Here is a 19,876-nt window from a genome sequence, read left to right as displayed (position 1 = left end):
TTTCAGGAAGACTTTAAAAAGTCTTTTATAAAAATCCAAAAAATATGAAAAAACGCTACTCACCCTTCATCTGCTGCATATTTTTTCTCTTGTCCGGGCAATTTGTTTTTGGACAGGATCTTACTTTTTCTCAGTTCTACGAGCAGCCCTTGCTAAGAAATCCTGCATTGGCCGGGGTATTTACCGGTGATTTACGAGTGTCTACTGTGTATCGTGACCAATGGGCCAGTGTAACGGTACCCTTTAGAACAGAAGCTATGAGTGTGGAATATAAAATGCCCATGCAAGGCAATAACGACGTGTTAACATTGGGTTCTCAAATGACCTTAGATCAGGCCGGTGATATTCAGTTAAAACGCACACAGTTTTTGCCGGTAGTAAATTATAGCAAGTCGTTGAGTGATGATAAAGACACTTATTTATCTATTGCATTTATGGGTGGTCCTGTTTACAGCCAATTTGATCCTACACTAATTAAAACCGGCGATCAATACCTGGGTGGTTCTTATAATTCCAGTAATCCAACCTCACAAATGTTTACCAATACTGGATACAATTACTGGGATCTGGCTACAGGTGTAAGTTTCAGCAGCAGCTATGGAGAAAATGGCCGTTTTTATATTGGGGCGGGCTATGCACATTTTAATAAACCGGTGATACATTCTGTTACGGGGACTGTAGAAAATTTCCTGTATCCCAAACTTACTTTTAATGTTGGGGTCAATTCACCGGTTACCGACAGAAACCGCATTATTGCTTTTGCCGATTATTTTACACAAAATGGCTATCGGCAATTATTGGGGGGTATTTTATATGGGTTTGATGTTCAAAAATTTTATAATGAAGATCCATATACCATTTATTTTGGTAGTTTTTTGCGTTGGGGAGATGCGTTTGTACCAGTAGTGAAAATGGATTTTAAACACATGAGTGTGGGGTTAAGTTATGATGTAAATGTTTCTAAGTTAAAAACCGTATCGAATTATCGGGGTGGATTTGAGTTAACTGCATCTTATCATGGTTTTCTCAAAATTAGAAACAGTACCTTAGATAAGTTAAGGTGTACGAGGTTTTAATTGCAATGGCAGTGCATTTTCACATTTATATTGGGTATATACTTTTAAATCCTGCTTTTTGCAGGTTTTTTTATGCAATTATTGGCAAAATATTGCATTTTAAAAACGGATGAAATCGTTAAAATTTTTACATTGAATGTAAAATTAAAACAGTAAGTCATCCTTTGATACTAAAAATAATTAAAATTTTTTTTGGAATGTTAAATTTTTATTAATAACATTGTTTCATTAACCAAAATTAAAATCCTGCATACATGAGAAAAGTTTATTTCCTGTTACTATGCTTGTGCTTAATAGTAAGCCAGGTATTTGCACAAAACCGCACTATAACCGGCAAGGTTACGGATGAAAAAGGAGAACCGTTGGTAGGTGTTTCCATCAATGCATTAGGCGGCGATAAAAAGGTGGTTGGTACTGCAGTTACCAATGCCGCCGGTATCTATTCTATTAATGTTTCAGAAAAAGTGAAAGGGCTTCAGTTTAGCCATGTCGGTTTAGATGAACAATATATTCCTGTAGGTAACAAGGGTATTATTAACCTATCATTATCTGCCTCCAGTAAAGATTTATCAGAAGTGGTTGTAACCGGTTATGGTCTTCAGAAAAAGAGTAATTCTTCCGCTGCAATAGTGAAAGTAGGTGGCGAACAATTGGCTGATAAGCCTTATGGGTCAATTGACCAAATGTTGCAAGGCGCTGCTGCCGGGGTACAGTCGGTAGCTACTACAGGCCAACCGGGTGCCAACCAACAAATAAGAATCAGGGGGGTAGGATCTTTTTCGTTAAGTGCATCACAACCCTTGTATGTAATTGATGGTGTTGTTATGAATGGTGGTGATTTATCGAATGGTAACGGAGGTGGGTTTAACATCAATCCCAGTACTAATGTTTTAGCTACCATTAATGCCGATGATATAGAGAGTATCTCTATTTTAAAAGATGCAGCAGCTACATCCATTTATGGTTCAAGGGGTGGAAATGGTGTAATTATTATTACTACCAAGAGCGGTAAAATGGGTAAAACACAATTTAACCTAAGTGCAGAATTAGGCAACAATAATGTAATTGCACCACCGGCTGCCGGAAGAGCATTACAGGCAGCAGACTGGTTTACTTTGTTGCAGGAAGGGCTGGTTAATAATAATGCAAGCCAAACTACTATTAATAATACTTTAGCATCGTATGGTTATGGCAATGGTGTAGATATTCATTGGTTTGATTTGGTAACCCAAACAGGTATTCAAAATCAATATAATTTAAGTGCTTCAGGTGGTGATGGTAAAACCAGGTATTTTATTTCAGGTGGTTATTTTAAACAACAGGGTACTACCATTGGTGCAGATTTAACCCGATATACAGGTAATATTAAAATAACCCATGCGGCAACCGACCGATTAAGTTTTACAACAAAAGTAACGGTAGGTAATGTGGTTCAAAATTCAGTATTGGCTTCAAGCGGTATTTCCGGAGGAGGTGGTTATTTTGGAAATCCCGGATATGTATCATTGGTATTAAGGCCAACGCAAAATCCATTTAATCCGGATGGAACTTTAAATATTTCCGGAAATAATTTCGGCTTTCCTGCCCACTATAATCCATTATACATTGCCGCCAATGATAAACGCTGGTTAAAGGCATTAAGTATTTTTGGAACAGAAACTGTAGAATATAAAATATGGAAATCACTGAAATTTACCAGTAATCTGGGATTGCAGTTTAATGGTAACGAAGAGTATCAATTTAATAACCAGTTTCATGGAGATGGTTCAGGTACTGCAGGCTATGCATTATCATTGTATACGCGAAATTTTTTATGGAATTGGTATAACCAGTTAGATTATCATTTTGATTTTAATAAGGATAAGAAATTTTATGCAGATATAAAAGTAGGTTATGAAGCTACACGCAATGCGTATTTGCAGCAACAGGGTTCTGCTCAGAGTTTTCCGCCTAAATTAGATTTGTATTCTTCTCAAAATGCAGCAACCTCTACGCTGGGTATTCAGGTATCATCCGATTATGCATTCACCGGGGCTTATTCTACTGCCAATATTAGTTATGATGACCGTTACTCTTTATATGGTAGTTTTAGGAGAGATGGTTCATCCCGGTTTGGTAGTAGCAACCCTTATGGTAATTTTTATTCAATAGGATTTGCCTGGAATGTGGTGAATGAAAATTTTATGAAAAATATTCCCGCTATTACTAATCTTAAATTAAGGGCATCTTATGGCACCAATGGTAATGCTGAAATAGGCAACTACCAATGGCGACCGTCCTTTGGTTTTGGTTACAATTATAATGGTGTTGCCGGTGGTACTTTTAATAATATTGGAAACATTAATTTAACCTGGGAACAAAACAAACAATTTGATATAGGATTTGATTTGAGTTTGTTTAAAAACAGAGTAAACATTACTGCTGATTATTATAATCGAAAAACAGATGGTTCTTTATTGAGTCAGCAAATTTCCAGAACAACCGGTTTTACCGGAGTAATCAGCAACTTGGGTAGCATGGAAAATAAAGGAATAGAATTTTCCATATCTGTGATACCCATTCAAACGAAAGATTTTACCTGGCAGGTAAATTTCAATTATGCGCATAATAAAAATGCAGTAACCAATTTGCCTACAGGAGATCAGTTCAATCCGCAAAGCAGTGCATTCCTAATGCGAGCAGGCCAGCCTTTCTACTCGTTTTATACCAGAGGATGGGCAGGTGTAGACCCTAATAATGGAAATCCGCTTTGGTATACTGACAGTACCAAATCTGCTACTACTTCAACCTTTGCTTCTGCCAAATTATATTTAGTAGGTAAATCTGCCTCACCAACCGATTTTGGGGGTTTGGGCAATACCTTTACTTATAAGAATTTTTCTTTTGGTATTGATTTTTATTACAACTACGGAAATTATATTGTAGATAACTATGCACGTTTCTTTACGGATGGTAGTTTTCCTACCCGCGGCAAATATGCATTTATGATGAACCGCTGGCAGAAAAAAGGTGATATTACCAATGTGCCTAAATATATTTATGGAGACTCCAGAAATGGCGCAAGTGGTTCAGACCGTATTATCTATAAAGGTGATTATATACGCTTGAGAAATGTTCAATTAGGTTATCGATTAACAGATAAAAATGTATTATCAAAATTACATTTATCTGCACTCGCATTTTATGTTCGCGGAAGCAATTTGTGGACAAAAGTTTATGATAATAATTTAACCAGCGATCCGGAGCAGGGTGTGCAAGGATTTAACAACCAAGCCGTTGCACCTTCCAGATCATTAACCGTTGGATTAAACGTAACATTTTAAATTCATTACTTAATAAAATTTCTGATAATGAAACATTTAAAAATATACAATCATTTAAGTAAGCTTACTTTATTGGGGCTGATTTTATTTTTATCTGCCTGCCAAAAAAGTTTTTTAGATCTAAAACCTTACAATGCATCTGTTTTGAGCGATGCAATTAAATCTGAGGCCGATTTAAATGCGGCAGTCAATGGCTTATATGCCTCATTGCGGGCAACTGATTTTTATGGCAGAACCTTTGCCGTAAAAGGAGATTTAATGGCCGACCATGCTTTCCAATCCAGTCAAAATTCTGGTCGTTATACCGGTTTTAATTTGTACAATATGGTGGTTACCGATGGTTATGCCAGCAATATTTGGTTCAATGCATATCAGGCCATCAAAAATGCAAATTTGATCATCAATTCCGGACTGGCTATAACCAATGACAATATCAGTCAATTATTCTCTGAAGCATATGCCATTAGAGGTATGGTATATTTTGATTTATGTAGAAATTATGCTTTGCCTTATGCTAAAGATCCCAATGGCCCGGGTGTACCTATTGTATTAACATTCAATCAAAATGCAAAACCTGCCCGTAATACCATTAAAGAAGTGTATGCACAGGCATTGACCGATTTAAATAAAGCTTATTCTCTTGCAAAATTTAATCAGGGTGGTACCATGACATTTCTCAGTACCGGCCAAACCAGAAGTGTCAATTCTTCTTTCTGCTCTAAATATGCCATTTCAGGTTTATTGGCAAAAGTTTATCAGCACATGGGCGATTGGACCAATGCTAAAAATGCCGCTTTAGATGTGGTAAATAATGGAGGCTTTACCTTAACTCCAAGTACAGGCCTTGTAAATTACTGGAAAGGAACTACTCCAAGAACTGACAGGGTAGAAACCATGTTTGAAGTAACTTCTGACGCCAACAATAGTGTTTCAGATGGTACATTGGCGAACCTCTATGTACCCAAACCAATTGGAAGCTATGGTGATATTTTGGCAACACAAGATTTCTACAATTCGTATACTTTAACCGATGCCAGACGGCAATTGTATAATCCAAGTACCCGTTCCGGTCAATTGGGTATTGCCTATTATATAACCAAATACCCTATTGATCCGATTAATTATGATGATGTAAAAATTGTACGTTATGCAGAAGTTTTACTGATTTTGTCGGAAGCTTATTACAATTTAAACGATCCCATTAATGCACTGAAATACTTGAACATGGTAGCGATGCAACGAGATCCTGCTTTTACAGGTTATACCTCTTCCGGCCCGCAGGTGTTAGAAGATATTTTAACTGAACGGGGTAAAGAATTAGCATGGGAAGGTTACCGTTTTTGGGATTTTTACCGGTTGCAGCGTTCTTTTGTAAAACCACAGGCGCAGGATGCCACTAATGCCATTATACAAAGCTTAAATGTTACACCTGCAACCTTAAATATCATCTTTCCCATACCAAAGGATGAGGTATTAGTGAATCCCAATATTGTTCAGAATAACGGGTATTAATATTTTTTTAATTAATTTTTAAAAAGGCTAAATTAAAATTTGGCCTTTTTTAATTATAAATTATCTTAAACTTAAATCCAAGAATATTTTTTTTAAAAAAAAGATAATTTCACATTGTTGTCCGACTAAAGTTGTAAAATAATGGTTTAACCCCCTTACAGAACCATATTTCAGTCGATTTCAAAAGATGATGGGGTGCTCCCTCCAACTTTGAAATAATCATTTTTTAGCCTGTAATTCTTTACAGCAAAAGATTACAGCGATTTTTAAGTTAAGTTTTGTCGAACAATAGTGATAATTTTTATTTTTTTGCAACTTTTTATAGAAAATTTATGTCTTTAATGTTTTGATAACTTATATTTGAAATCCTTTTTTAACTTTTTTTAAAACTAAAACACAGAGAATTATGAGAAAACTGCTATTGCTTCTCGTGTGTGCATTGTTGACTGTGGGTCAATTGTGGGCACAAAATCGTACCATAAAAGGTACGGTTCTGGATGAAAACGGCAAACCCGTTGAAAAAGCATCCATTTTGGCAAAAGGAACGAAAATTGGGACGAGTACAGAAAGTGATGGAACGTTTTCATTAGCAGTTCCTGCTAATGTTAAGGCTTTAATTATTACTTCTTTAAACTTTGCCAGAAAAGAGGTAAATATTGAAGGGGCCACTTTAATTAACGTAAAATTAGAACCATCTAATTCAAAATTAGATGAAGTAGTTGTTGTAGCTTATGGTACTCAAAAACGAAAAGAACTTACAGGTTCTGTTGCTACCATTTCAGGTTCATCGATACAAGATCTACCTGTTGCAGGCCCGGATCAGGCAATTCAGGGTCAGGCATCTGGTGTTCAAGTAAGTTCACAATCAGGTACTCCCGGTGGTGGAATTTCTATTAGAATTAGAGGAGTTTCTTCACTGAGTGCCGGAAATCAACCACTGTGGGTGGTTGATGGTGTACCGGTTATAACGAACAACTTACAAACAATCGGTGTTGGTGGTCAGGGTTTAAATCCTTTATCTGATTTAAATCCAGATGATATTCAATCTATTGAAATTTTAAAAGATGCTGCCGCAGCTTCTTTATATGGTTCAAGAGCTAATAATGGCGTTGTATTGGTTACTACTAAACGGGGTGCTAATCAAAAAACTAAAATAAGTTTTAGTTCTCAGAACGGTATTCAATCTGTTTGGAAAAAAATTCAACCACTTACAGGTCCACAATATATTGGGTTGGTTCGTGAGGAAGTATTTAATCGATATGGTAATTTAATTCCAAATCCATTCCCAAATTTAGATGCTTTAGTAAATGGGTTGTTTGGTAGTGGAAATGGATTATTAATTGCAGATAGTGCTAAAGGTGTAAGTACCAATTGGCAAGATTTAGTGTTTAGAAATGCACCTATTCAAAATTATGAACTTAGTGCTTCCGGTGGAAATGAAAAAACTAAGTTTTATTTTTCTGGCGGATATTTAAACCAGCAAGGAACTTTAATTGGTTCAGGATATGAGCGCTATAATTTGAGAATGAATTTAGAGAACAAAATCTCCAATAATTTTACAATTGGAGGGGTAATTGCATTATCTAGATCTCAAAATAACAGACTGGTGAATGATAACAGTATTTATGGCGTACTTTCAACTGCAGTTTTGCTAGGTTCTAATACACCAGCATACAATGCGGATGGTAGTTATGGTCGTGATAGAAATTCAAGTATAGATAATCCCTTGGCAGTTGCTTACGAACCTACCATAAAAGCAATCACAAACACCTTGAATGCAAATACCTATGGAGAGTGGAAAATTAAACCCTGGTTAACATTTAAAAGCACCTTTGGTGTAAATTCAGTAAACTTAAGAGAATCCAGGTTTTATCCCACCACCACTAATTCCGGACGAGGCACCAATGGAAATGGTTATCAGGCTAATACAAACTATTATACATTATTGTGGAATGATGTATTAACTTTCAGGAAAAAAATAGATCGGGCAGGAAACCATGAATTGTCAGCCTTAATTGGTAATGAAGTACAAACATTTAATTACGAAACAATCAATGCTTCTGCCACAAATTTTCCCGGAAATACAATAACCCAGTTAGATGCAGGTGCAGTTAAATCTGGCGCTGGTTCCAGTGCTACAAGCAACGCTTTAGTAAGTTTTTTTAGCAAAGCTGATTATTCTTTCAAAGGAAAATATTTATTAGGTGCAAGTTTTAGGCGAGATGGGTCCTCTAATTTTGGAGCCAATAACCGTTATGGTAATTTTTATTCAATTTCCGGAGGATGGAATATCAGTGAAGAAAAGTTTCTTCAGAATAATCGAATTATCTCTAATTTGAAATTAAGAGGCAGTTATGGTACAACAGGTAATAGAAATTTTGGAGACTTTGCAGCTTTAGCCTTAGTTTCACCGGGATTTAATATTAATCAGTTACCTGGTTTGGCTCCCAGACAATTGGGAAATCCGAGTTTAAGTTGGGAAAATCGTAAAGCTGCTGATATAGGTTTAGAATTGGGTTTGTTTAATAGGGTCAATATTACAGTAGATGTATACAAGAATATTACAGACGATTTATTATTTAACTTACCATTGCCTCTTAATTCGGGATTTACCAGTATTGCCTCAAATATTGGACAAATTACAAACAAAGGGATAGAACTTTCTGTAAATGCTAATGTAGTAAAAATAAATAATTTTAGTTGGGACTTTAATGCAAATATTACCTGGAACAATAATCGCGTTACAAAATTAAGTGGGCAGCCATTTGCTGCTGGTTTTACTAGTTGGGTACAGGAAGGATATGCATTAGGTTCTTTTAGAGGGTATATTGTAGATAAAGTATTTCAATCTAAATCTGAGATTTCAGGTGCCCCTTTTCAAAGTTCACTTACCTCTCCCGGCGATTTAAAGTTTAAAAGTTTAACAGGGGGATCTGCTATAACCGGTGCAGATCAAACTATACTCGGAAATGCACAACCATTATATTTTGGAGGATTTAGTAATATTTTCAAATATAAAAATTTTGAATTTTCAGTTTTTGCTCAATATCAGGTGGGCAATCTAATTTATAACAATACACGTGCATTTGCTGAAGGAATGAATAGTATATTTGGCCAATTTGCAACTACCTTAAATAGGTGGACTCCCTCCAATCCAACAACTGACATCAGGTATCCCAGAGCGGTTTTTGGTGATCCTAATAATAATAGAAGAACTTCTACCAGATTTTTGGAAGATGGTTCATACTTAAGATTAAAAACTGTAACAATTGCTTATTATTTACCTCAAAGTATTTTGAGAAGATTGACTATATCCTCTATGCGGTTTTATATTCAGGGACAGAATTTAGCAACTTTTACGAAGTATAGCGGATTTGATCCTGAAATTAGCACTTTTGGTGAGACCACTACGGCCGCTGGAACAGATTTTTTAACTGTGCCTCAGGCTCGAACTGTGTCAATAGGATTAAATGTTACCTTTTAATTTATTCAAATAAAAATGTATGAAAAAAATATTTGTTATTTTGTTTATATTTGGTACTATTTTTACGAGTTGTACCAAAGTAATTACAAACCAAACCCCACAAAATGATATAGAAGCATCCAGGCTTAATGATCCTGCGAGTATTCGTGCTGCTTTACTTGGTGCTTATAGTGCATCTTTAAGTGGTAATTATATGGGATTACGTTACTTTATTTTTGCAGATATGTATGCAGATAATATAACGCATGTTGGTACGTTTCCAAGTTTTGCACAGATATTTAACAAATCAATTACTCCGGATAATGTAGAAATTACAAATATGTGGACGCAAATATATGCTGGAATAAATAGATGTAATACTGTTATAGCTGCTGCAACAGCAAATACTGCAACCACTTTTACAGATAAAAATCAAGTTATTGCAGAAGCTAAAGTTTTGCGAGCATATCACTACTTTAATTTGTTACGTTATTGGGGGGGCAATGAAAATGGTTATAATCAGGGGCCAGATGTAAATGGGAAATCTTGGGGAGTTCCTTTAAGAATAAATCCAACTTTAACCGGAAGTGATGCAGCTCCAATAGCAAGATCTTCAGAAGATGATGTGTGGAAACAAATTTTAGCTGATTTAGACCCAACCCAGGTTATAGCCAACCTGGCAGTAACCAATTCAGCCAATAGCAGTTATAACTGGCGAATTGATCAAAAAGCTGCAAATGCTTTATTGTCCAGAGTTGCATTATACAGGGGAGATTGGGCAAATGCTGAAGCAAAAGCAACTGCCGTAATTTCTGTAACAGGTCAGTCATTATTGTCAAATTATGCGTCCTTATATGGCAATATTGGTCCTAAACAAGAGGTTATTTGGACACTTCCATATGACCCAACAAATCAAAATTCAGTTGCTTTCTTCTATTTTACAACTGGTTATGGTGGTAGAAATGAAATTTCTGCCAGCACAGGCTTAAATAATGCGCATGAAATTGGTGATTTAAGAAAGGGCGTAAATTACACAACCGCTGCAAGTGCTGCTATTGCTCCTCCAGCTAAAACGCTTAAATATACACGTGTTTCGACTGGTGATGATTTTATTCCTCAAATTAGATTAGCCGAAATCTATTTAATTCGCGCCGAGGCAAGAGCGCAGCAAGGTAACCTTATTGGAGCTGCCAGCGATTTAAATGTTGTTAGAAATCGTGCTGGTTTACCAAATACTTTGGCTGTTACACAGAGTGATCTTTTAACTGCAATTTTAAATGAACGAAGAGTTGAATTAGCACATGAAGGGCATCGTTTTTTTGATTTAAGAAGATACAAACAATTAGGTATTATTGGAATTAATACTTCCGATCCTAATAGTGCTTTTAAATGTAGATTCCCAATTCCTTTACAAGAAATTTTGAATAGTGGTTCCATAATGGTTCAAAACCCAGGTTATTAATTTGGTTTTTAATTTAATAAAAACAGGCTGCTCCATTATGGGTATGGGTACAGCCTGTTTTTTATTGTATACTTCCTTTTTCTCTATTCTTTAAAAATTTGCCCCATTAATTTGTAAAGGTGCATTAGCTAATTTAAGCAATCTAAAAAAGCACTAAAAAGAGGTTGTATCAAAAGTGATATGCAGCCTCTTTTTTCAGTAAAAGGGGATGGAGAAAAATTTTGTTTATGTAAATCTCAGCTCTTTCATTTTGCTTTTGATACATCCTCTAATGAATATTAGTGCAACCTATTTTAAGAATCTACCTGTTTTTACAATAAGCTGCTTTACAATCATTTTTCTATTTTAACACTTCCGCTAACTTATCCTGCAACGCAGCTCCCCTTAATTCAACGCCAATTATAATACCCTGTGGGTTAACCAATACATTAAATGGTATACCCGTTATTTTATATGAATCAACCACACTACTTTGCCATTGTTTTAAATCGCTTACATGGGTCCAGGTAAGTTTATCCTGATGGATGGCTTTTAACCAGGCTGCTTTGTCATTGTCTAATGATACGCCTAAAACAGTAAAATTTTTATCTTTATACTTGTTAAAAGCAGCAACTACATTGGGATTTTCCTGACGACAGGGGCTGCACCAACTGGCCCAAAAATCTACTAATACATACTTACCTTTAAAACTACTCAATGATACCATTTTACCCGAAGTATCGGCTAATGTAAAATCGGGTGCCGGTTTGTTCATGAGTGCAATTTTTGGATCGGTTGCCATTTGGCCATTGATGATTTCCTGTAAACGCAATAAGCCCGCATTGTCTTTAAATTTTGCTGCAGATGCATCTGTTAATTGTTTGATTGCATCGGGTTGCATGGTTTTAAATGCTTTACCAATTACATAATAGGTGAGAGCCGGACTATTGGATGTTTTAATGGTTTGCTCTAAAAACCCATTAAAATTTTTCAATAAGGTTTCTTTGCGCAAATTAACTGCTGCCAATAATGCACTGTCGGCATGGGGTGTATTTTGTAAAGAATCTGCCTGCAGATAGGCATCGGCCAAAGGCCCAAATTTTGTACTATACTGTTCTAAAAACTGATGTAATGCAGTAGATGCAGCAGAACCATTGGTAGTATAAGCCTTGTAATTATGTGCATCCATTACTACTTTAATATCTTTACTATCATTAATAAATAAAACCTGTGGCCCATTTTCTATTGCCAATAAATAAAGGCCTTCAGTGGTGGCAGTTCCTCTTAATTCAAAATTTCCGTTCGAAGTTAATGTAGTTGAATCAACTACTACGGGTTGTTGTGCACCAAAGGGCAATGCTTCTAATAAAATTTTATTGGAGGGTGCATTTTCAATTTTCCCGCTTATAATAAAAGCTCCGTATTTTTTTTGCTGGCAGGCAAATAGTGTAAAAACCAGTACAATACCTAATACAAATTGTTTCATATATTTTGATTTGTTTTTAAATAAACGCTTTGTTTTGAAATTCTAATTGAATATGCAGCTTGTTTGCTGCAATATTATTTTGCATTTAAAATCTTTTCTAATATTGTGGTAGTTATTTTAGGATCAGCTTTACCCTTGCTTAATTTTTTCACTTCGCCAACAAACAAACCCATTAATCCTTTTTTTCCTTTTTTATATTCGGCAACTTTTTCGGGCATTGCTGTAATAACATGATGTACCCATTCTAAAACTGCATTGTCATCTGAAACCTGAATCAGGTTCATTTTTTCGGCAGTTATTGCCGGATCTGCGTTGGTTGTGATTATTGCGGGTAATAATTTATTGGCAGCGGTTGAAAAATTAAGTTTGCCATCATCTACTAATTGTATGATGCCGGCTAATGTTTTTGGCTGTAGGGTTAATTGACTAAAATCATGGCCTTGTTCATTCAGGTATTGTTTTAAAGGTCCCAGCATCCAATTGGCAATGGCTTTGAAATGGCGGGTATGGGTTGCAGTAGTCTCAAAAAAGGCCGCTGTATGTTTATCGTCACATAACTGATGCGCATCATATACACTTAACCCATATTCATGCTGAAGCTTTTGTTTTAAGGCATTGGGTAAGGCCGGCATTGTTTTTTGAATGACTTCAATAGTAGACTGATTGATAAAAAATGGCACCAGGTCAGGATCCGGAAAATAACGGTAATCATTGGCTTCTTCTTTTTCACGTATCGCAAAGGTGGTATCGTTGTTTGCATCAAAACTTCGGGTTTGCTGAACAATGGGTTTGCCATTTTCTGTTAATGCAATCATACGTTCCACTTCATATTCAATAGCTTTTTTTACATTACGAATAGAGTTTAAATTTTTTACTTCTACCTTGGTGCCCAGTTCTGTTGCACCTTTTAAACGGATAGAAATATTGGCATCGCAGCGCAAACTGCCTTCTTCCATATTCCCATCACAAATATCTAACCAGCGCACTAATTTTCTTATTTCCGTTAAATATTGGAAGGCTTCTTCAGCCGATTGAATACAAGGTTCCGTTACAATTTCAATTAAAGGTGTGCCGGCACGGTTATAATCAATACAGGTAAACCCTTCTACCGCATCGTGAATGCTTTTACCGGCATCCTCTTCAATATGAATTCTGTTTAAATAAATCTTTTTTTCAATGCCTGCAATAAAAATGCTGATATAGCCACCTATGCAAATTGGGGTAGTATGTTGTGATATTTGATAACCTTTGGGCAAATCAGGATAAAAGTAATTTTTACGGGCAAAACAATTCAGGGTTTCAATTGCACAATGACAAGCTAAGCCCATTTTAATGGCATATTCAATAGCTTTTTTATTGATTTTAGGAAGGGTGCCGGGATGTGCCAGTGTAATAGGGTTGATTTGGGTATTGGGATGGCCTCCAAAACGATTGGCATCACCTGAAAATAATTTACTTTGGGTTTGTAATTGTGCGTGTACTTCAAGGCCAATTACGGTTTCATATTTTGAATAATCCATTCGTTAAATTCAATAGTCACTGGATGATTTTACTGCGTAAAGGTATCATTTTATAACATAGGGTAAAAGCAGCTTGTTTAAAATGAAAAAACCACACTAACTTTTTACATTAGTGTGGTGCGCTTGGATTTTCATTGGGGGCAGGCTTTTATAGCGTAGCTTTTTTGATGGTTTTAGGAAACAGGATATTGGTATTGTATTTTTTACCGTTTCGTAAATAAGATAAACTCACCTCATCGCCTTCTTTTTTGTTATTCATTACTTGTTTAATGTCCTCAATGCTTTTCACGGTACTTCCATCAATAGCGATAACAACATCTCCTTTTTGAAGTCCTGCTTTTTCGGCCGGTGAATTGGGATTAACGCTATTAATTTTTACGCCTGCATTATTGTCCATTTCTTCAATTTGTACACCCAGCATCGGTTTTTTATTCATATTTCTGAAATTGAATCCGGGCATGTCAGGCATGGGCGGCATTTGAAGATTAAAATTTTCTTTACCCCATTGATTATCATTGGCTGCCATTTCATTTTTCTGCAATAGTGCTTTTGTGGTGTTAGAGATACCGTTTCTTAAGTAAGCAATGTTAACAGTATCGCCAGGTTTGTATTGGCCAATAGCTTTATATAAATCTTCGCTGTTTTGAATGGGTGTGTTATTTATTTTTTGAATAATATCTCGTGTTTGTAACCCGGCTTTTTCGGCTGCAGTACCTTTTTTTACTTCTTTAATAGCTGCACCTGTTTCGTTTTCAGCTTTTTCGGTAAGCACACCTAATTGGGCTTTATTGTAGATGGGGGCATTCACAACCGGTCCCATTCCTCTAAAAAACTGAACACCACCTCTTGATGCATTGGGGCCAAACATTTGTTCAAATTGTTGTTTAAATTCGGGGAAATTGAAGGCAATGGAGGTTGAATCTGATTGCACTATTTCAACAGTGCCATCTTTCCATTGGTCAACCGGTTTGCCATTTACAGTAATATTTTTTCCATCAATTACGATGGTTGTTTTTTGTTGTGCATTTCCTTTTCTATGAATAATAATATCATCGTTTTGTTTGGTTTGTGCTGCAATACCTGCTGTAATTGCCATTGCCAGCAGGGGCAAAATGATTTGTTTTTTGTTCATACCATTTGTTTTTGAGGTTATACGAAAAGTTTAGTAGTTCAAAAGTAATTCAATTTTTCATTTACGAAAACCTTCGGAAATGTTAAAATCATCAAGGATAAATACAAAAAAACCGGAGCCAAATGCTGCCGGTTATTATGAGTAAAATAAACTTGAATTAGATTTATAAAAGTGCCCGGATGGCTGAAAAAATGGTGTTCAGGTTACTGGCATCTTGTCCGCCAGCAGTTGCCAGCGTTTTTTGTCCGCCACCGCTGCCTTTAATAATGGGTGCAATATGTTGTTTAATGAGTTGGTTGGCATCCCATTTTTTTTCAGTAACCATTGTTTCAGATAATAGCACAGCAACATGTGGTTTGCCAGATATATTTGCAGCCAGTACAACTACATAATTTCCGGTAAGTTGGTTTTTTAATTGAAAGCAAAGTTTTTTCAATATGTCGGGTTGCATTACATTTAACAATTTACCTATAAAATGTGTATGGTTAACGGTATCTGCTTGCTGTAATAGTTGCTCCTGAATTTGTTCTATTTGTTTCAACTCTAAATAGGCTACCTGTTTTTTCAGTAGTGCATTTTCTTCCAAATATTGTTCAATGGCTTTTAACAGGTCTTTGGGGTTTTTTAGTAATGTTTTTGCTTCCTGTAAAGTATGTAATTGTTGTTGCATCCATTGTTCCGCTGCAATACCACAAACAGCTTCAATTCTGCGCACACCTGCAGCTACTGCAGTTTCGTGTTGAATGGCAAAAATTCCCAATTCTCCCGTACTGCCTACATGGGTACCGCCGCACAATTCAACGGAATAGGAGGGGTCAATAATTACCACACGTACCTCATCTCCATATTTTTCACCAAATAAAGCCATAGCGCCCATTTTCAGGGCATCTTCCTTTTTCATGGTTTGAACAACTACCGGAATATTTCCCCTTATTTTTTCATTCACCAAAGCTGTTATATTTTCTAATTCTTTATCAGTAAGCTTTGCGAAATGTGAGAAGTCAAATCGCAAATAGGCTTCATTTACTAAACTGCCTTTTTGTGCTACATGAGTACCCAATACTTTTCTAAGTGCAGCATGCAGCAAATGGGTGGCCGTATGGTGCGCCATGATGGCTTTTCGGCGGGGAATATTAATACTTGCAATAACCGGTTCATTTAACTGAGCGGGTAAAGCTTCTGTAAATTGAATAAATACATTATTTTCTTTACGTGTATCGGTAACAGCAATGGTTTCATTGCCAATGGTAAGCCAACCAGTATCGCCTACCTGGCCACCGCTTTCTGCATAAAATGGGGTAGCGTTTAACACCACCTGGTAAGCTTGTTTTCCCTTTGCGGTAACTTTTCGGTATTGTACAATTTTTGTTTCAATACTTAAGGTGTCATAACCAATAAATTCAGTAAAGGCATTGGGTTGTAGTATTACCCAATCATCTGCATCAATTGTACTGGCAGCTCTCGACCGGTTTTTTTGTAATTGCATTTCGGTTTCAAAGCCTTTATCATCAACCTGCAAATTATTTTCAGCAGCAATGAGTTTGGTTAAATCAATGGGAAAGCCAAATGTATCAAATAATTCAAAGGCACTTTTACCATCAATGATATGTTGCGTTTGCTGTGCCTGTTCTATCAGTTCTTCCATTTTTTTAAGCCCTTTATCTAACGTACGTAAAAAAGCTTCTTCTTCTTCTTTAATTACCTTTGCCACAAAATCAACTTGCTGTTGTAATTCAGGAAATACCTGATTAAATTGTTGTGCTAATGCCGGTATAAGCTGGAACAGTAAAGGTTGTTTGTATTGAAGATACGAGAAATAATAGCGAACGGCTCTACGCAAAATGCGGCGTACTACATAGCCGGCACCGTTGTTGGCCGGCAATTGCCCATCGGCTATGGTAAAGGCAATGGCACGAATATGATCGGCAATTACTCTAAATGCAATATCCTGCTTATTTTGCGTATTCTGGTATTGTTGCTTAGTAATTTGTTCTGTTAATGCAATAGTGAGTGTAAATAAATCAGTATCGTAATTACTGGTTTTATTTTGAATAACACGAACCAGACGTTCCAGCCCCATTCCGGTATCTACATGTTTAGCAGGTAAGGGTTCTAATTTTCCGTTTTTTAAACGGTTATACTGAATAAACACATTATTCCAAATTTCAATAACTTGTGGGTGGTCTTTGTTCACCAGTGTTTTGCCATTAATGGCTATCCGTTCAGCATCTGGTCTACAGTCAATATGTATTTCTGTACAAGGGCCGCAGGGACCGGTATCGCCCATTTCCCAAAAATTATCTTTTTTGTTGCCGGGTAAAATTCTATCCGCGGCAATCCATTTACTCCATTCTATCCGTGCTTCTACATCTTCGGGTAAACCTTCTGCCGTATCGCCTTCAAATATGGTTACATACAATCGGTCTTTATCAATTTTGTAAACCTTGGTTAATAATTCCCAACTCCATGCAATGGCTTCTGTTTTAAAATAATCGCCAAAACTCCAGTTGCCCAGCATTTCAAACATGGTATGGTGGTAGGTATCAACACCTACTTCTTCCAAATCGTTGTGTTTACCGCTTACCCGAAGGCATTTTTGGGTGTCGGCAACCCGAACAGCATTGGGTTGCCGAACGCCTAGGAAAATATCTTTGAATTGATTCATTCCGGCATTGGTAAACATTAAAGTGGGGTCATTTTTTAACACAATAGGTGCCGAGGGTACTATTTTATGCCCTTTTGAAGCAAAAAAATCTAAAAATTGTTGCCTTATTTCTGCCGATGTTAACATGCCTGTTTCAAAATTTTACTAAAAGTTTAGCAATCATTACAATTACCTTTGCCAATTATTTGGCAGCGTTCAAAGGTAAGCAAACCGTATGCTTAAACATACGGTATGCAACTAAAATTTATTCGTTTCAGTTGAATATGTATTTTTTTTCATGAATACAACTGAATTTGGTTTGAATTAAAATATGGCTGTACATCGCTCACTGAAAAAACAGCTGTTGTTTTACTTTGAAATTGGTACCATGCAAAACAAACAAATTATTTGAATACATTTATCATCAAGCTGATGAAACCGAATGAAAATCCAATGTTCTAATGCCATGTGGTTATAACATGGGAAACCGTTAGCTCAAATAGTGGCTTTTTAGCGGTGTTTAAAAACAATCACATTTATGCGAAAAATAAAATATTATTATAATACACATACCCTTCGGTTCGAAAAATTGGAAGTACCTTTGCGGGTTCGAATATTGCAGGTAATTGGTTTTATCGCAGCTTCGCTTGTTACAGGGGTATTGCTGGTATTATTGGTATTTCAATTTGTTGACAGCCCGAAAGAGAAATTACTGCGTCAGCAAAATCGCGATCTTTCTGAAAATTATGCCCTTATACAAGAAAGGGTAAAACAGTTGGAAGTGCAAATGCAGGAACTGGAAGATCGGGATAATAATGTGTACCGTACCATATTTGAATCAACCCCCATACCCGATAGCGCCAGAACCAAGATTATGGAAACCAAAAATGAAATTAAATTATTAGAAGGGCAAACAGAAACCGAATTGGTGAATAACATTAAAAATCAATTGAATAATTTAACCCTTCGGGTGGCTTATCAGGGAAAAAGCTATGCCGATATTGATAACATGATAAAGAATAAGGAGAAGTTGTTATTGGCTATTCCTGCCATTCAGCCGGTAAGCAATAAAAATTTAAATAGAATAGCGAGTGGTTTTGGTTATAGAATTGACCCGGTTTATAAAGTAACCAAGTTTCATGCAGGATTAGATTTTGCTGCACCACTGGGTACGCCTATTTATGCTACTGCAGATGGTGTAGTGCAAACAGCCGGATTTAATACCGGTGGTTATGGTAATGAAGTAATCATTAATCATGGCTATGGTTACCAAACCTTATATGGGCACATGTTTAAAGTAAAAGCCAGGTCGGGCGAAGTGGTAAAGCGGGGTGAAGTGATTGGTTATGTGGGTAGTACCGGCAAAAGTACTGGTCCGCATTGTCATTATGAGGTACATAAAAATGGGAAACCGGTTGATCCTATTTACTATTTTTATAATGATTTAACACCGGCACAATTTGATCGTATTTTAAAATTAGCAGCTACAGCCAACCAAAGTTTAGATTAATATCAACCATTCAGCAACACTGATTGTTAAGCTTTAAATACAATTATATTGGAAGAAGATATCAGGACATTTTTTGTAAAAATCATCAATACCATTGCAGCAATATTACTTTGGCTGTTTGTAAATATTGCAATTGGGTTAAAGTTAAAATTTGCAGAAGTGCAACATCATTTAACTGCTGGCAATATTATATTTTATGTGTGGGTATTGTTGAGTGGTGCATTTGTTTTTTATTACGTTCTAAAAATTTGGAGAAAGAAACATCCGCTCAAATGATTTCATCAGGAACTATGATCGGAAATAATGACCCATTGCCCTTCTATTTTTTTAAACAATAAGGTATAGTAACCTTCGGCATTCCCCACTGTTCTTTCCAAATGCCATTTACCGGTTACATAGCAATAATTGCTAGATAAAGGTTGCAAACGTAAAGTAGGGGAAGTAAAATGGCCCATCTGTGCTTTAGTGGAATAATGTGCTTTATAATTGGCCAAAGTTTTGTTATAACCATATACAGACCCGTTGCTGTCAATAAATTACAAACTGTCATTTTTTCCAATACCCTTGCATAAATGCATCCAAATTGCCATTGTTCCAGGCAACTACTTGTTGTTGTAATATGTTTCGGGTGGCAGCTTCATCTTCAGAAACCTGTGCTGAAAGCCGAAATGGATAAAAACAAAGCAGTATAGCAATTCGCTTCATGTGTATTTGTATTCTAAATTTAGTAATAATGTGAAAATAGTGGTAATATAAACTTTTTGTGCAT

Annotated in this window: 12 protein-coding genes; 6 read left to right on the top strand and 6 right to left on the bottom strand. The window is 36.2% G+C overall.

Annotated features, from left to right (window positions below):
• Positions 1-44: 44 nt before the first annotated feature.
• The 5 genes from AC3QLY_RS01805 (at position 45) to AC3QLY_RS01785 (ending at position 10,836) form a co-directional block, all read left to right on the top strand.
• Complete coding sequence (locus AC3QLY_RS01805; RefSeq protein ID WP_218331290.1) at positions 45-1,076, top strand: PorP/SprF family type IX secretion system membrane protein; 1,032 nt, start codon at positions 45-47, stop codon at positions 1,074-1,076.
• A 254-nt stretch (positions 1,077-1,330) separates the two neighbouring features.
• Positions 1,331-4,399, top strand: coding sequence for a SusC/RagA family TonB-linked outer membrane protein (locus AC3QLY_RS01800; RefSeq protein WP_218331289.1), 3,069 nt, complete (start codon positions 1,331-1,333; stop codon positions 4,397-4,399).
• 27 nt (positions 4,400-4,426) lie between these two features.
• The gene (locus AC3QLY_RS01795) at positions 4,427-5,911 is read left to right on the top strand and encodes a RagB/SusD family nutrient uptake outer membrane protein (protein ID WP_218331288.1); all 1,485 of its coding nucleotides are present in this window, start codon (positions 4,427-4,429) and stop codon (positions 5,909-5,911) included.
• Between the two features lie 406 nt (positions 5,912-6,317).
• The gene (locus tag AC3QLY_RS01790; protein ID WP_287101449.1) at positions 6,318-9,395 is read left to right on the top strand and encodes a SusC/RagA family TonB-linked outer membrane protein; all 3,078 of its coding nucleotides are present in this window, start codon (positions 6,318-6,320) and stop codon (positions 9,393-9,395) included.
• A 19-nt stretch (positions 9,396-9,414) separates the two neighbouring features.
• Positions 9,415-10,836: a RagB/SusD family nutrient uptake outer membrane protein gene (locus AC3QLY_RS01785; RefSeq protein ID WP_074420443.1), complete on the top strand. Its 1,422-nt coding sequence runs from the start codon at positions 9,415-9,417 to the stop codon at positions 10,834-10,836.
• 340 nt (positions 10,837-11,176) lie between these two features.
• Here the strand turns inward: AC3QLY_RS01785 and AC3QLY_RS01780 are convergent, their stop codons facing one another.
• From AC3QLY_RS01780 to alaS, 4 genes are all read right to left on the bottom strand, one after another.
• Positions 11,177-12,301 (bottom strand): TlpA disulfide reductase family protein, encoded by a 1,125-nt coding sequence (locus AC3QLY_RS01780; protein ID WP_074420444.1) that lies wholly within the window; start codon positions 12,299-12,301, stop codon positions 11,177-11,179.
• 74 nt (positions 12,302-12,375) lie between these two features.
• The gene (gene gatB, locus AC3QLY_RS01775; RefSeq protein WP_287101451.1) at positions 12,376-13,821 is read right to left on the bottom strand and encodes an Asp-tRNA(Asn)/Glu-tRNA(Gln) amidotransferase subunit GatB; all 1,446 of its coding nucleotides are present in this window, start codon (positions 13,819-13,821) and stop codon (positions 12,376-12,378) included.
• 148 nt (positions 13,822-13,969) lie between these two features.
• Positions 13,970-14,953, bottom strand: coding sequence for a PDZ domain-containing protein (locus AC3QLY_RS01770; protein ID WP_074420445.1), 984 nt, complete (start codon positions 14,951-14,953; stop codon positions 13,970-13,972).
• A gap of 163 nt (positions 14,954-15,116) precedes the next feature.
• The gene (gene alaS / locus AC3QLY_RS01765; RefSeq protein WP_074421132.1) at positions 15,117-17,744 is read right to left on the bottom strand and encodes an alanine--tRNA ligase; all 2,628 of its coding nucleotides are present in this window, start codon (positions 17,742-17,744) and stop codon (positions 15,117-15,119) included.
• Between the two features lie 391 nt (positions 17,745-18,135).
• Between alaS and AC3QLY_RS01760 the strand changes: the two genes are divergently transcribed.
• Complete coding sequence (locus AC3QLY_RS01760) at positions 18,136-19,107, top strand: M23 family metallopeptidase (RefSeq protein WP_068245175.1); 972 nt, start codon at positions 18,136-18,138, stop codon at positions 19,105-19,107.
• A gap of 281 nt (positions 19,108-19,388) precedes the next feature.
• On the opposite strand, the gene AC3QLY_RS01755 is transcribed toward AC3QLY_RS01760, so the two are convergent.
• Positions 19,389-19,640: a nuclear transport factor 2 family protein gene (locus tag AC3QLY_RS01755; protein WP_287101456.1), complete on the bottom strand. Its 252-nt coding sequence runs from the start codon at positions 19,638-19,640 to the stop codon at positions 19,389-19,391.
• A gap of 13 nt (positions 19,641-19,653) precedes the next feature.
• Positions 19,654-19,812: a Cif family virulence factor gene (locus AC3QLY_RS01750; protein ID WP_179853784.1), complete on the bottom strand. Its 159-nt coding sequence runs from the start codon at positions 19,810-19,812 to the stop codon at positions 19,654-19,656.
• Positions 19,813-19,876: the final 64 nt, after the last annotated feature.

The sequence above is a fragment of the Hydrotalea sp. GW822-HT8A01 genome, assembly GCF_058798575.1.
The sequence above is the reverse complement of the archived record's forward strand: the minus strand, read 5'-3'. Positions and strand labels throughout refer to the sequence as shown.

Bases quoted from the DNA above. Each gene is read 5' to 3' on its own strand.
- AC3QLY_RS01805 (WP_218331290.1), top strand. From the start codon at position 45: ATGAAAAAACGCTACTCACCCTTCATCTGCTGCATATTTTTTCTCTTG.
- AC3QLY_RS01800 (WP_218331289.1), top strand. From the start codon at position 1,331: ATGAGAAAAGTTTATTTCCTGTTACTATGCTTGTGCTTAATAGTAAGC.
- AC3QLY_RS01795 (WP_218331288.1), top strand. From the start codon at position 4,427: ATGAAACATTTAAAAATATACAATCATTTAAGTAAGCTTACTTTATTG.
- AC3QLY_RS01790 (WP_287101449.1), top strand. From the start codon at position 6,318: ATGAGAAAACTGCTATTGCTTCTCGTGTGTGCATTGTTGACTGTGGGT.
- AC3QLY_RS01785 (WP_074420443.1), top strand. From the start codon at position 9,415: ATGAAAAAAATATTTGTTATTTTGTTTATATTTGGTACTATTTTTACG.
- AC3QLY_RS01780 (WP_074420444.1), bottom strand. From the start codon at position 12,301: ATGAAACAATTTGTATTAGGTATTGTACTGGTTTTTACACTATTTGCC.
- gatB (WP_287101451.1), bottom strand. From the start codon at position 13,821: ATGGATTATTCAAAATATGAAACCGTAATTGGCCTTGAAGTACACGCA.
- AC3QLY_RS01770 (WP_074420445.1), bottom strand. From the start codon at position 14,953: ATGAACAAAAAACAAATCATTTTGCCCCTGCTGGCAATGGCAATTACA.
- alaS (WP_074421132.1), bottom strand. From the start codon at position 17,744: ATGTTAACATCGGCAGAAATAAGGCAACAATTTTTAGATTTTTTTGCT.
- AC3QLY_RS01760 (WP_068245175.1), top strand. From the start codon at position 18,136: ATGCGAAAAATAAAATATTATTATAATACACATACCCTTCGGTTCGAA.
- AC3QLY_RS01750 (WP_179853784.1), bottom strand. From the start codon at position 19,812: ATGAAGCGAATTGCTATACTGCTTTGTTTTTATCCATTTCGGCTTTCA.